Origin of the sequence: Thermobifida alba (genome assembly GCF_023208015.1) — a bacterium.
In the GTDB taxonomy this organism is placed as follows: Bacteria; Actinomycetota; Actinomycetes; order Streptosporangiales; family Streptosporangiaceae; genus Thermobifida; species Thermobifida alba.
Window position 1 is genome coordinate 3,641,521 of the sequence record NZ_CP051627.1, and the last position, 13,866, is coordinate 3,655,386.

The following is a 13,866-nucleotide window of genomic DNA, read 5'->3' on the forward strand; positions in this document are numbered from 1 at the left end:
CATGGCGCGGGTCCTGGTCACGGGGGCGAGCGGCTACATCGGCGGCCGGCTCGTCCCGGAACTGCTCGCCGCCGGGCACCGGGTGCGCTGCCTGGCCCGTTCGCCCGAGAAGCTCCGCGACCACCCGTGGCGCGCCGACGTGTCGGTCGTCCGGGGCGACGTGCTGTCCCCCGAGACCCTGGCTCCGGCGCTGGCGGACGTGGACGTCGCCTACTACCTGGTGCACTCGATGGGCGGCGGGGCCGACTTCGCCCGCCGGGACGAGGAGGGGGCGCGCAACTTCGCCGCCGCCGCGCACGCCGCCGGCGTCCGCCGCATCGTCTACCTGGGCGGGCTCGTCCCCAGAGGGGAGCGGCTCTCCCCGCACCTGCGCTCCCGCGCCCAGGTGGGCGACATCCTGCTGGCCTCGCCCGTGCCGACCGCGGTGCTGCGGGCCGCGGTCATCCTCGGTTCGGGCTCGGCCTCCTTCGAGATGCTGCGCCACCTCACCGAGCGGCTGCCGGTGATGACCACGCCCCGCTGGGTGACGACCCGGGTGCAGCCGATCGCGGTGCGGGACGTGCTGCGGCTGCTCGTCCGGTGCACGGACCTGCCCGCCGACGTCGACCGGGTCTTCGACATCGGGGGGCCGGAGGTCCTCACCTACGCCGAGATGATCCAGCGTTTCGCCCGCGTCGCGGGGCTGCGGCGGCGGCTGATCGTCCCCGTCCCGGTGCTCTCGCCGGGCCTGTCGAGCCTGTGGGTGGGCGTGGTCACCCCGGTTCCGGCCGCTGTCGCGCGGCCCCTGGTGGAGTCGCTGCGCAACGAGGTGGTCTGCGGCGAGAACGACCTGGCCGACCTGCTCGGCGACCACGACCGGCTCGGTTTCGACGAGGCGGTGCGGCTGGCGCTGCGCCGGGTCCGGGAGGCGCGGGTGGACACCCGCTGGTCGTCGGCGGCCTGGCCGTCGGCTCCCGCGGACCCGCTGCCCACCGACCCGGGGTGGACGGGCGGTTCCCTCTACGTCGACGAGCGGGTCCGCCCGGTCGCGGCGTCGCGTGAGGCGCTGTGGCGGGTCATCGAGGGCATCGGCGGTGAGCGCGGCTGGTACTCGTGGCCGCTGGCGTGGGCGGCGCGGGGCTGGCTGGACCGGTTGGGCGGCGGGGTGGGGCTGCGCCGGGGGCGGCGCGACCCCGACCGGCTGCGGGTGGGCGACTCCCTCGACTTCTGGCGGGTCGAGGAGGTCGACCGCGGTTCGCTGCTGCGGCTGCGCGCCGAGATGCGGCTGCCCGGGGACGCCTGGCTGGAGCTGCGCGCCGACACCGAGGGAGGGCACACGTGCTACCGGCAGCGTGCGCTGTTCCGTCCGCACGGCCTCGGCGGCCACCTGTACTGGCGCGGCATCACCGTGTTCCACGGGGTCGTCTTCGCCTCGATGGCGCGCAACATCGCGCTCGCGGCCGTGCGCGAGACCGCGCACCAGCGAACGTGATCCAGATCACCATTACTCGGGGTGTGGTGTCATGTTCCCCGCGGTCGGCCGCGCCGGGCGGCCCCGTGGACCGGGCCCCGCACGCCCACGCCGACCCGACCCTTCTTCCGCTGTCGAACACCACGTGAGGAGCCCTCTTGCACCGGATCGCGAAACAGTCGGCGGACGCCGACCATCCCCCCGGGTCCCGGCCACCGGTGCGCCACCGCCGCGTCTGGTACGGGGCGGCGGTCCTGCTCGTCCTGGCCTGGCTGTTCGGTGCGGGCCCCCTGGGGGCCTTCATGGGCCGCCTCACCGAGGTGCAGACCAACGACGAGTCCTCCTTCCTCCCGGTCAGCGCCGAATCCACCGAGGTCAGCCGGATCCAGCAGGATTTCGCGCAACAGGAGCGGGTCCCCGCGATCATCGCCTACTCCGCCGACGACACCCTCACCGAGGAGCAGCTGGCCGCCATCGGCGACCAGGTCGCGGCGGTACGGGACCGCCCGGAGATCTCCGACGGCGAGGCGGTCGGCCCGCTGGTGGGCACCGAGGACGACTCCGTCGCCCAGGTGGTCGTGCCGCTGCGCGAGGACGCCGACGTCGGCGACACCGTCGAGGAGCTGCGCGCCCTCCTCGCCGAGCACCCCGTCGACGGGGTGGAGGTGTACGTGGCCGGTCCCGCCGGGCTCGTCGCCGACCTGTCGGCGGCCTTCGGCGGCATCGACAGCACCCTGCTGCTGGTGGCGCTCGGCGCGGTGCTGGTCATCCTCATCTCCGTGTACCGCTCCCCGATCCTGCCGGTCGTGGTGATCCTCGCCGCGATGCTCGCCCTGGTACTGGCCGCGGCGGCCGTCTACGCCGCGGCGGCGGCCGACTGGGTGCAGCTCAACGGGCAGAGCCAGGGCATCCTGTTCATCCTGGTCGTCGGCGCGTGCACGGACTACGCGCTGCTGCTGGTCTCCCGCTACCGGGAGACCCTCCAGGAGCACGCCCGGCCCCTGGACGCGATGCGCACGGCGGTGCGCGGCACCGTCGAGCCGATCCTCGCCTCCGGCGGCACCGTCATCCTCGGCGTGCTGTGCCTGCTCGCCAGCGACCTGGCCTCCAACCGCGGTCTCGGCCCGGTCGCCGCGATCGGCATCGCCGCGGCGCTGTTCGCGGCGCTGACCTTCCTGCCCGCGGTGCTCCTGCTGCTGGGCCGTGCCGCGTTCTGGCCGATCCGCCCCCGCTTCGAGGGAGTCGAGGCGACCGGGGAGGCCGAACCCACCGACACCGTGCTGCGCCGGCACCGCCTGTGGGGCGGCATCGCCACCTCGGTGGCGCGCCACCCCCGCCGCTACTGGGTGGCGACGGCGCTGGTGCTGCTGGCCGCGGCCGCGTTCGTGCCGCAGTTCCGCGCCGAGGGGACCTCCGACTTCGACGTGTTCCGCACCGAGGTGGACTCGGTGGCCGGCCAGGAGGTGCTGGAGGACGGTTTCGGGCAGGCGGTGACGGCCCAGCCCGCGGTGATCGTCGCCGACGCCGACGAGATCGACGCGGTCATCGAGGCCGCCGAGGGCGTCGACGGCGTCACCGAGGTGGTGCCGGTCACCGAGAAGCCGGACCCGGCGGGCGGCGCTCCCCCGGCGGCCGGCGGGGAGGACACGCCGGGCGGTCCGCCGCCCGGCGCCGCGGACGGCCCGGACGCGGGGACGGAGGGACCGCCCCCCGGCGCCACCGGGGACGGACCGCCACCCGGCGTCGCCGGCGGAGGACCGTCCGAGGCCGAGCCGAAGGTCGTGGACGGCCGGGTGCTGCTGGAGGCGTCCCTGAGCGAACCCGCCGCGTCCACCGAGGCCGTGGACATCACCCGCGACCTGCGGGCGGCCGTGCACGCGGTGGACGGCGCCGACGCCCTGGTGGGCGGCCCCTCCGCGGAGACCCTCGACACGCTCGACACCGCCACCCGCGACCTGTACGTCGTGGTGCCGCTGGTGCTGACCGTGGTGCTGCTGGTGCTGGTCGTGCTGCTCCGGTCGGTGGTGGCCCCGGTGCTGCTCATGATCACCACGGTGGTGTCGTTCGGTTCGGCGCTGGGCGTGGGCGCGCTCGTCTTCAACCACCTGCTGGACCTGCCGGGCGCGGACCCGGGGGTGCCGCTGTTCGCGTTCGTGTTCCTGGTGGCCCTGGGCATCGACTACAACATCTTCCTGATGACCCGGGTCCGCGAGGAGGCGGCGGGCTTCGGCCACCGCGAGGGGGTGCTGCGCGGCCTCACCGTCACCGGCGGCGTCATCACCTCCGCGGGCGTGGTGCTGGCCGCGACCTTCGCCGCGCTGGCGGTGGTGCCGCTGCTGTTCCTGCTCCAGTTGGCGTTCCTGGTGGCGTTCGGCGTGCTGCTGGACGCGCTGGTCGTGCGCTCCCTGCTGGTCCCCGCGCTCAGCCTCGACGTGGGCCGCGCGATGTGGTGGCCCAGCCGGCTGGCCCGCGACCGGTCCTGACCCGCGGCCCCGGGGGCGGGAGGCGTCGCCCTCCCGCCCCCGGCCGGTCCCGGGCGCGGCGTCAGTCCCAGGGCCAGACCACGCGCGCCCGGGTCCGCCACAGTTCCAGGACCGAGGCGTCCCCCGTCACGGTGAGCCCGGCGGTGCCGCGCCGGTTCCACAGCAGGGTGTACAGGTCGCCGGCGTTGCCGGTGACCGTGCAGTCGGCCGTGCCGTAGCCGCGCACGGTGGCCACGCCCTCCGGACCGATGGTGGCCAGCCAGGCGTCGCCGGTGTCCACGGCCCGCACCGCCAGGGTCCGCGACGGCTCGGCGGTGACCACCGGGTTGCGGGAGGTGAAGAAGTTGCGCAGGATCTCGTCGACGCCGTCGGCGGCGAAACCGGCGGACACCGGGGTCACGCCCCGGCCCGCGGCCTCGGCGTCGACGCGGTGGATGGTCGTCTCGTGGGCCTGGCGGCGGGCCCAGAACTCCACCGGGGACGGCGCGGGCTGGAACGACCAGCACCGCGTGGACAGGTCGGCGCCGCCCAGGACGTCCACCAGCCGGGCGTGGCCCTCCCGGAACCAGGCGAGCAGTTCACCGTCGTCCTCCGGCCAGCTCCGCATGGCCGCCGCGTGCTTCTCGCCCTGCGGACGCCTCTCCAGCCGTTCACTCACGATGGTCGCGGCGAAGCGGTGCACCCCGCCGGTGTGCCGCAGCAGATCCCGCACCCGCCACTCGGGGCAGGTGGGCACCTTCGCGTCCATGCCCGCGGCCTCGGCGGCGTCGGCCATGCGTTCGCCCTCCACACGCAGCCAGCGGACGTGCTCGTCCCGTCGCGTCCTCACCGTTGTTCACCTCCAGAGGGGAAAACTCTCTCAAGGCAACCACACGGCGTTTCCGCGCGAATCGGCGGATCGACCAGAACGCGCACCTCAGGACGGGACGCCGGGCCGTTCCGCGGTGCGGGTGGTCTCGGTGATCGCGGCCGACACCAGCGCGGGACGGTCCGCCATCGGCACGTGCCCGCATCCGGGCAGGCTGACCAGGCGGGCGTGGGCGATGCGCGCGGCGACCCGGCGCGCCGCGTGGGGGGTGAGGACGCGGTCGCGGTCCCCCCAGCCGACGGTCACCGGGCACACCACGCTCGCGGTGAACGAGTAGCAGGCGACCTCGGGAGCCAGCCTGACGAAGGGGGAGCCGGCGGAGAGCGCGGTGGCGTCGAAACGCACGTCGCGGTGGCTGTCCGGACCGGGGGTGCCGCGCAGCACCCGGCGCGCCACGGACCGCATGAGCGGACTGTCGGCCACCGCCACCCGGATGTGCTCGGGGACCCGGGCGGCCACCCCCGCGCCCACGGCGAGCAGCCGGTTGCCCAGGTTCTCCGCGCCGGCGGTGAACCCGACGGGCGAGAACACGGTGGCCGAGGCGGCGGTCCCGCGCGCGGCCAGTTCCAGGGCGATCGCCCCGCCCAACGAGTTGCCCGCCAGGTGCGGGCGGTACAGCCCCAACCGGTCGCAGAACCGCTCCACCGCCTCCACCAGCCAGGCGATGTCGTAGCGCTCCCCCGCTCCGGGCGCCCGCGACTCCCCGAACCCCGGCAGGTCCAGGGCCACCACGTCGTGGACGGTCTCCAGCATCCGCAGCACCGGACGCCACGCCTGCCTGCGGTGGCCCAGCCCGTGCAGCAGCACCAGAGGGCTGCCGCTGCCCCGCCGTTCGTAAACGATCCGTGACTCCCCCATGAACCACAGCGGTACCCGGGGAGGAAAGGGCCATTCCCTAACGCCGCGTTCCGTGGCTTCCGGCCGCGTGTGGGTACGCTTTCCGATACCTTCCCACCCCGGAGTCGTCACCGAACGCGACCAGGGGCGAACCGAGCGTGTCGATCCAGTTGAAGGAGCCGACGTTGTCCGCTGAGCCGCTGCCCGACTGGTTCATGCCGCCCCCCGGGGGCTGGACGGCTGACGACCTCGACCGGCTCCCCCCGGAGGCGCCGCAGCACATCGAACTGATCGACGGAGCGCTCATCGTGGTGTCCCCCCACCGGTCCTTCCACTCCCGCGTGATGCTGCGTCTGGGCAGTGCCCTGGACCTCGCTGCCCCGGAAGGCATCGGCGTCGAAATCGAGATGGCGGTCAAGCTGGGGCAACGCCAGCGTCCCGAACCCGACATCCTCGCTTTCCGCACTTCCGACCGCGACAATGACCGCACCTTCTACCTGCCGGAGGAGGTCCTGCTCGTGGTGGAGATCGTGTCGGAGGAGTCGGCCGAACGCGATCGCGAGACCAAACCGCTGAAATATGCCAAGGCCGAAATTCCGCACTTCTGGCGGGTGGAGGAGGACGACTCCGGGTTCCCGGTCGTCTACGTCTACGAACTCGATCCGGCAACAGGACAGTACGTTCCGACGACGATCGCCCATGACCGGCTGACGGTGAGCGTTCCCTTCGACATCGACGTGGACCTCCGAAGGCTGGTCCGGTGACCGGACCCGCCGTTCAGGCGATCCGCCGGGCCAGGCGCTCGTAGTCGACGACCAGGCCGTTGCGGTCCACCGTCAGGTCGAACGCCCCGTACCCGGAGTCGCGGTACCGGTAGCGGTCCAACCCTTCCTCGGGGGTCAGGCGCGTGTAGCGCTGCCGCATCCGGGTGACCCGCAGCTCCGGCACGTCCACCCAGGCGACGTGGATGTCGCGGTGCTCCCCCGGTTCCAGGCCCAGACGGCGGATGGGCAGCGTGTTGGTGAGCGGGGCCGCGGCCACGTCCACGTCCACGCACCCCTCCAGTTCGGGGGCCGCCGCACCGTTGACCGTCCACTGCCCGGACCGGTTGACCAGTTCCAGGACGTGCGCACCGCGCGCGTCGACGACGTCCACCCGGGCGCTCCGGGTGCTCCACGCCAGGTCGGTGCGCACGCTGAACCGGCACGAGTACCGTTCCCGCGGATCGGCGACGACCTCACCGGCCTCCAGGCGGTAGCCGTGCCGTTCGGTGACCAGGGTGCCGACGCAGAGCCCCTCGGCGACGTCGAGCCGGGACCAGGCGACGGGGAGCTCGTTCTTGGGGCTCATGTCGACCGTTCTACCGGTATTTCGCGCTTTGACGCCACACCCGGTGTCCGGTTCGTGACGTGTCGAGAGGCCGAAATCCCGGCGGCGGCGCCCTCCCGGGACGCCGCCGCGGCCTCAGAGTCCGCCCGCGACCTCCTGTTCGACTCTGCGGAAGTCCGCCGCCAGCTGCTCGGTGGCCTGCGGGCCGAGCGGGTTGCACACGAGGATCGCGGCCACCGAGGCGAGCACCGCCGGGACCATCGCGTACAGGCCGATCGGGTCGACGCCGGGCCAGACCAGCGCGACCGTGCCGCCCGCGACCATGCCCGCCAGCGCCCCCGCCCAGTTCATCCGGCGCCAGTACAGCGCCAGCACGATCACCGGCCCGAACGCCGCGCCGAACCCGGCCCAGGCATAGCCCACGAGGTCCAGCACGCTGTCCTGGCTGGTCACGGCGAGCACTCCGGCCGCGACCGCCACCCCGACCACGGCGAACCGGCTGATCCACACCATCGCGGCGGGCGACACCTCGCGCCGCGCCAGGACACGGTAGCCGTCCTCGGTCAGCGCCGCGGCGGCGACCAGCAGCTGCGAGTCGGCGGTGCTCATCACCGCGGCGAGGACCGCCGACAGCAGGAAGCCCGCCACCCACGGGTTCGTGAGCGCCTGGATCAGCGACAGGAACACGCTCTCCGGGTTGTCCAGCGGCCGGTCGAAGTAGGCGATGCCGAGAAAGCCGACGAGGACGGCCAGGGCCATCGCGGTGACCGCCCACGCGACGCTGACCACGCGCGCGCGGGGGATGTGGGCGACCGAACGGATCCCCATGAACCGGGCCAGGATGTGCGGCTGCCCGAAGTACCCGATCCCCCAGGCCAGTCCGGAGACGATCACCAGGACGCCCAGCGTCTCCGTGGACGTCCACTCACCGTCGGCCAGCGCCGTCCCGCCGAGCGGGGAGAGCAGGGCGTCGCCGCGCGACGCCACCCCGTCGACGGCCCCGCCGAGGCCGCCGAGCGCGACCAGCGCGGTCGCCGCCACCGCCAGCAGCGCGGCCCACATCATGGCGGCCTGCACCACGTCGGTGAAGCTGACCGCGAGGAACCCGCCGAGGAACGTGTACAGCACGATGACCGACGCGCCCAGGACCACCGCCGCCGTGCCCGGCAGGCCGAAGACCTGGTCGAACAGCACCGACATGGCGACCAGCCCGGACGCCACGTAGAACAGGTAGAACACCAGGATGAGCAGGGCGGAGACACCGCGCAGCAGGCCCCGCCGCTCACCGAACCGGTTCTCCAGGAAGGACGAGAGGGTCAGGGAGTCGGACTCGCCTCCCCGGCGGGCGTCCGTGGCGCGTTCGGTGTAGACCCGCAGTCGGGGCGCGACGACCCGCCAGCTCGCGTAGAAGCCGATCGCCAGCCCGACCGCGATCCACGCCTCCCCCAGTCCGGACAGGTAGATCGCGCCGGGCAGCCCCAGCAGCAGCCAGCCGCTGAAGTCGCTGGCGTTGGCGCTGAGCCCCGACACCCAGCTGTTGAGGCTGCGCCCGCCGAGGTAGAAGTCGGAGGCGGAGGTCGTCCGCCGGTACGTCCACAGGCCGATGCCCACCATCACCGCGAAGTAGACGGCGAAGGTGACCGCCGAGGCCAGCACCGAGTCGGTCATGGGGACTCCTTACTGCCCGCAATCGGGCGGGGGGTGACCTGACTCACATAGTGAGCCCGATCGGCGGCCCCGACAACCCCCGGTCCCGTCGAGCGGGGCGCCCGGGCCGCCCGCACGGCGCGTCAGACCACCAGGCCGTGGCGGTAGGCGTAGACCACCGCCTGGACCCGGTCGCGGAGCCCGAGTTTGGTGAGGATGCGCGACACGAAGGTCTTGACGGTCTCCTGGCTCAACTGGAGGGCCTCGGCGATCTCCCGGTTGGAGAGGCCCTCCGCGATGAGACGGAGGACCTCCAGTTCCCGGGGGGTCAGCGGGAGGTCGCGCGGGCCGTGCTCGGCGGGCCGGATGCGGGCGGCGTACCTGCCCACGAGCCGGCGCGTCACCTTGGGGTCCAGCAGCGCCGTGCCGGCGGCCACGGTCCGGATGCCGTGCAGCAGCTGGGCCGGCGGCGCGTCCTTGAGCAGGAACCCGCTGGCCCCCGCGCGCAGCGCCTCGTAGACGTACTCGTCCAGGTTGAACGTCGTCACCACGAGCACCTTGACGGGGTGCGGCACCCCGGCGCCGGCCAGCAGGCGGGTGGCCTCGATGCCGTTGAGCACCGGCATGCGCACGTCCATCACCACGACGTCCGGACGCAGTCGGCCGCCCAGGTCGACCGCGGTCCGCCCGTCCCCGCACTCGCCCACCACCTCAAGGTCGTCCTGGGCGTTGATGATCGTGGTCAGCCCCGTGCGGATCAGCGCCTGGTCGTCGCAGACCAGGACCCGGATCGGCGCGGTCACGACGGGTCCCCCGCGGGGATGCGCGCCCGCACGGCGAAGCCGCCGTCCGGCCGCCGCTCCGCGCGGAAGTCGCCGCCCAGCACGTCGACCCGTTCCCGGAGGCCGGCGAGCCCCCGCCCGCTCCCTCCGGGGGAGCCTCCCCGCGAGCCGGAACCGTCCGTGTCGACCTCCACGGTGATCTCCTTCTCGTCGTGGCGCACCCGGACCGAGGTGCGGCTGCCGTAGGCGTGTTTGAGGGCGTTCGTCAGGGCCTCCTGCACGACCCGGTGGGCCACGAGGTGGGCGCTGCCGCCCGGCTCCGCCGGCGTGCCCTCCTCGGTGAACTCCACCGGCTGCCCCGCCCGGCGCGTCTGCTCCACCAGCGCGGGGATCCCGTCGGCGGACGGCATCCCGCCCCCGGCCCCGTGGTCGGGGTTGAGCAGGTCGAGCAGGTTCCGCAGGTCGGCGATGGCCCGCCGGCCGGTGTCGGTGACGGCGGCCAGGGCCTGGTCGAGGCGGTCGGGCGCCGCGGTCAGGTACCGCGCCGCCTCGGCCTGCACGACCATCGCCGTCACGTGGTGGGTCACGACGTCGTGGAGCTCGCGGGCGATGCGGGTCCGCTCGGCGGCGCGGGTGTCCTCGGCGACGCGGCGGCGGCGCTCCGCCTCCGCGGCCCGGGTGGAGCGCATCCACGCCCCGATGCCCCACATGAGGACCAGCGCCAGGTAGAACGTCACGAACCCGCTCAACGACTCGCCCGAGCCGAGCACGGAGAGCGCGACCGCCAGCGGCACGTACGCCGCGGAGAACAGCAGCGCGGCGGCACGCCGGTGCCGCTCCAGGCGGAACCCCGCGTTCAGCAGCGCGATGGGCAGCGCGACCCCCGCGAACGAGTGGTAGCCGCGGAGCTGGTCGACCGCGAAGCCGAGCGACACGAGAGCGAGGCAGGCGGCCGGCCAGCGCCGGCCCACGGAGAGCGCGAGGCTTTCGAGGGCGACCGCCACAACGGCCCACTCGTCGAAGGGACGGGACGGCACGCCGCCGAGCTGCGTCCCCTGGCTGTGGAGCGCGGGGAGGAACGACCCGGCGAAGAGCAGCAGGCTGAGCGGGGGGAGGTACCAGGCCGCGGTGCCGAGTCGGCGCCACAGCTCCTGGAGCCGCCGACAGTTGGTCACCGGGGAAGTGTAGTGGCGGCGGCGCCCCGGCGGAAAGGCACCAGGCGTCCGCGCCGGTGGGCCAGCCACCCGAACCCGACGGTCGCCAGCACGCAGAACAGCACCGCGAACAGGCTGCCCTCCGGACCGAAGTCGCCGCCGGTGACGAGCACCGGTCCCGACGTCGCGGCGTCCAGCAGCCCCTGCGGGGTGTCGTTGCCCGAGACCTCGGTGCTGAAGATGCCGGACGCGGCGAAGTTCCAGCCGAAGTGCAGGCCGATCGGCACCCACAGGTTGCGGGTGGCGACGTACGCGGCGGTGAGCATGCCGCCGCCCTCGATCGCGACGGCGACGGCGCCCCACACGTCGGCGTGCGGGTTGACCAGGTGCAGCAGGCCGAACGGCACGCTGATCAGCACCAGCGCGATCCACGTGCCGACGCGCTCCTCCACGATCCGGAACAGGACGCCGCGGAACAGCAGTTCCTCCGTCACAGCAGCGGCCGCCATGAAGCCGAACAGCCCCACCGCGCCGGTCACCGAGCCGAGGCCGCCGACCTCGTAGCCCCCGAGCAGGGCGATGGCCGCGATGACGGCCCCGAACAGCGCGGTGCCGCCCAGCGTCCCCCAGCCGACCGCGGCGGCCGCGCCCCTCCCGGCCAGCTCCGTGGGCGCGCGGTCCTCGGTCCGCCGCACCACCCACCGGTAGACGAGCACCGCGAACACCGCGGTCAGAACCCCCAGGGCCGACGCGGCCCACGGGCTGCCCCCCAGCGCGAGGGCAGCCCGGCTGCCGATCAGGGCGACCGCCGCGACGGCCGCGAACTGCCACACCAGTCTCACCGGAACTCCTTCACCATCCGCGCGGCCCGAATGCCGCGACCGCGTCGAACACTACGGATCCGGCGGCCGGGAGTCGTCACCATGCGGTGGACACCTGCGTGTGGCTCGCACGGGGGACAAGCCCTGCGGGCGTACCGGTCCCGGCGGCCGCCGGGACCGGTACGGAGCCGGGGAGGTCACCGTCCGGGGACGGTCACTCCCCGCGGCGGGGAGTGATGTTGACCGCGCCGCCCTGCGGCACCGGCATCAGCTCGATGTCGCCGTTGCGCATCGCCTCGTAGAGGATGTAGCCCTCGGGCCCGAGGACGTCGACGAGCTGCTCGATCGCCTCCAGCTCCATCTCGACGCGCTTGTTCTCCTCCTCCTGGGCGGCGGTCTCCTCGATGGCCGTCTGCGCCTTGGTGAGCGCCGCGCGCACGTCCGCCGGAGGCACCGGCTGCTGGATGGTCAGCTGCGGGGTGCCGCAGTCCTGGTCCTCGGCCCCGGTGTAGTTGGGGGAGCAGAAGAAGTCGCCGCCGCCGCCCTGCTCGGCGATGTACTCCGACAGCAGCTCCCCGACCTTCTGCTCCCACTCGGCCTTGGTCTCGGCCGAGGTGTACAGGTCGCGCCAGGAGTACTGCTTGCTGGCGTCGTCGAGGGCGCGGTTCAGCGGCTGGCCGATGTAGGTGGTCAGCATCTCCACCCAGCCCTCGTCGGTGTCGGCCTCGTACTTCAGCCCGATGCGCTCGTGCCACTCGCGCAGCGTGTCGCAGGTCGGGTTGAGGGTGAAGGTGACCACCCCCTCCACCGTCAGCTCCAGGTCGTCGTTGGACACGACGGTGGCCTGCGGCGCCTCGGCGGTCTCGGCGGCGCTGAACGTGAACGTGCGCTGGCCCCCCGGGTAGATGAAGGTGAGGTCGCCGGGACCGTAGTACTCGCGCTCGCCGGGGCCGATGCAGTTGTCGAACGTGGTGGCGGAGAACGCCCCGGCGTCGTACTCCAGTCCCACCTGGTCGGGGCCGGTGGACACGGAGCACGCCGTGGCTCCGAGCACGAGCAGGGCCGCGGCGGCAATGCGGGGGGTCTTCACTGGATGTCCATCTCCTGTCGGTCGTTCCCGGTCCGTGGCAGCCCGGCGGACCGCCCGGCTGCGGGGGGTCGGATCGGTGCCGTCCGGCCGCGGGAGGGACACGCGGCCGACGGTCGTCTTCGGGACGCGCCACGCGCCGCACCGGGGGCGGCTCCGCGTCTCCTCTGTCTTTGACTCCCGAAAACGCCTAATGGATCCCTCGTCGCCGCGAAAATCTCCGACACGGCCGGGCCGCCGCCCCGGCGGGGCGGCGGCCCGGCGAAGGCTCCCGGCAGCAGAACGGCCCTCCCCTCGGCCGAGGGGAGGGCCGCGGCACCGTCCCGGATCAGTCCCAGGACAGGCCGCCGCCGGTCTGGTACTCGATCACCCGGGTCTCGAAGAAGTTCTTCTCCTTCTTCAGGTCCATCATCTCCGACATCCACGGGAACGGGTTCTCCGTCTCACCGAAGATCGGCGCCAGGCCGATCTGCTCGGCACGGCGGTCGGTGATGAAACGCATGTACTGCTCGCACAGCCCGGCGTTGAGGCCGAGGATGCCGCGCGGCATGGTCTCCCGCCCGTAGGCGACCTCCAGTTCGCACGCCTCGGTGAGCATGCTCCGCACCTCGGCCTGGAACTCCTCGGTCCACAGGTGCGGGTTCTCGATCTTGATCTGGTTGATCACGTCGATGCCGAAGTTCAGGTGGATGCTCTCGTCGCGCAGGATGTACTGGTACTGCTCGGCGACGCCCACCATCTTGTTGCGCCGCCCCAGCGACAGGATCTGCGCGAACCCGGTGTAGAACCACATGCCCTCGAACACCACGTAGAAGGCGACGAGGTCGCGCAGGAACGCCTGGTCGGCCTCTGGCGTGCCGGTGGCGAAGTCCGGGTTCTCCAGGTTGCGGGTGTAGCGCAGCGCCCACGCGTCCTTCTCGGTGATGGAGGGCACCTCGCGGTACATGTTGAACAGCTCGCCCTCGTCCAGGCCGAGGCTCTCGCAGATGTACTGGAAGGTGTGCGTGTGCACGGCCTCCTCGAAGGCCTGCCGCAGCAGGTACTGGCGGCACTCGGGGTTGGTCAGGTGCCGGTAGACCGCCAGCACGATATTGTTCGCCACCAGAGATTCCGCCGTGGCGAAGAATCCGAGGTTGCGCTTGACCATGAGCCGCTCGTCCTCGGTGAGGCCGTCGGCGGACTTCCACAGCGCGATGTCGGCCTGCATGCTGACCTCGGTCGGCATCCAGTGGTTGTTGCAGGCGGCCAGGTACTTCTCCCACGCCCAGCGGTACTTGAGCGGCAGCAGCTGGTTGACGTCGGCACGGGAGTTGATCATCCGCTTGTCGGCGACGTCGACGCGCGCGGCGCCGCTCTGGATCTCACCGAGACCGGTGCTGTCGACGGTGGTCATGGGTTCCTCTCAGCG

12 protein-coding genes are annotated in these 13,866 nt (G+C 73.0%); 3 read left to right on the forward strand and 9 right to left on the reverse strand.

What is annotated here, in order from left to right; translation table 11 throughout:
- Position 1 precedes the first annotated feature (1 nt).
- A complete protein-coding gene (locus tag FOF52_RS16095; RefSeq protein WP_248593896.1) occupies positions 2-1,471 on the forward strand; it encodes an SDR family oxidoreductase in 1,470 nt (489 codons plus the stop codon).
- 281 nt (positions 1,472-1,752) lie between these two features.
- Positions 1,753-3,933 carry an MMPL family transporter gene (locus tag FOF52_RS16100; RefSeq protein ID WP_248593897.1) on the forward strand — a complete coding sequence of 727 codons (2,181 nt, stop codon included), beginning with the start codon at positions 1,753-1,755 and terminating at the stop codon, positions 3,931-3,933.
- 61 nt (positions 3,934-3,994) lie between these two features.
- Here FOF52_RS16100 and FOF52_RS16105 read toward each other — a convergent pair whose 3' ends face one another.
- Complete coding sequence (locus tag FOF52_RS16105) at positions 3,995-4,762, reverse strand: maleylpyruvate isomerase family mycothiol-dependent enzyme (RefSeq protein ID WP_248590761.1); 768 nt, start codon at positions 4,760-4,762, stop codon at positions 3,995-3,997.
- A gap of 87 nt (positions 4,763-4,849) precedes the next feature.
- Entirely contained in the window at positions 4,850-5,659 is an 810-nt protein-coding gene (locus FOF52_RS16110) for an alpha/beta fold hydrolase (protein ID WP_248590762.1), read from the reverse strand.
- Positions 5,660-5,823: 164 nt separating this feature from the next.
- On the opposite strand from FOF52_RS16110, the gene FOF52_RS16115 reads away from it, so the two are divergent.
- Positions 5,824-6,402 carry a Uma2 family endonuclease gene (locus FOF52_RS16115; RefSeq protein ID WP_248590763.1) on the forward strand — a complete coding sequence of 193 codons (579 nt, stop codon included), beginning with the start codon at positions 5,824-5,826 and terminating at the stop codon, positions 6,400-6,402.
- A gap of 13 nt (positions 6,403-6,415) precedes the next feature.
- Here FOF52_RS16115 and FOF52_RS16120 read toward each other — a convergent pair whose 3' ends face one another.
- From FOF52_RS16120 to FOF52_RS16150, 7 genes are all read right to left on the reverse strand, one after another.
- Positions 6,416-6,988: a putative glycolipid-binding domain-containing protein gene (locus FOF52_RS16120; protein ID WP_248590764.1), complete on the reverse strand. Its 573-nt coding sequence runs from the start codon at positions 6,986-6,988 to the stop codon at positions 6,416-6,418.
- Between the two features lie 114 nt (positions 6,989-7,102).
- The gene (putP, locus tag FOF52_RS16125; RefSeq protein WP_248590765.1) at positions 7,103-8,635 is read right to left on the reverse strand and encodes a sodium/proline symporter PutP; all 1,533 of its coding nucleotides are present in this window, start codon (positions 8,633-8,635) and stop codon (positions 7,103-7,105) included.
- Positions 8,636-8,757: 122 nt separating this feature from the next.
- Positions 8,758-9,417 carry a response regulator gene (locus FOF52_RS16130; protein ID WP_248590766.1) on the reverse strand — a complete coding sequence of 220 codons (660 nt, stop codon included), beginning with the start codon at positions 9,415-9,417 and terminating at the stop codon, positions 8,758-8,760.
- Positions 9,414-10,571, reverse strand: coding sequence for a sensor histidine kinase (locus FOF52_RS16135; protein ID WP_248590767.1), 1,158 nt, complete (start codon positions 10,569-10,571; stop codon positions 9,414-9,416). Before FOF52_RS16135 ends, FOF52_RS16130 begins: the two co-directional genes overlap by 4 nt.
- On the reverse strand, positions 10,568-11,392 hold the full coding sequence (locus FOF52_RS16140; protein WP_248590768.1) for a CPBP family intramembrane glutamic endopeptidase: 825 nt from the start codon (positions 11,390-11,392) through the stop codon (positions 10,568-10,570). Before FOF52_RS16140 ends, FOF52_RS16135 begins: the two co-directional genes overlap by 4 nt.
- Before the next feature lie 193 nt (positions 11,393-11,585).
- On the reverse strand, positions 11,586-12,461 hold the full coding sequence (locus tag FOF52_RS16145; RefSeq protein WP_248590769.1) for an SPFH domain-containing protein: 876 nt from the start codon (positions 12,459-12,461) through the stop codon (positions 11,586-11,588).
- Positions 12,462-12,786: 325 nt separating this feature from the next.
- Entirely contained in the window at positions 12,787-13,851 is a 1,065-nt protein-coding gene (locus FOF52_RS16150; RefSeq protein ID WP_248590770.1) for a ribonucleotide-diphosphate reductase subunit beta, read from the reverse strand.
- Positions 13,852-13,866: the final 15 nt, after the last annotated feature.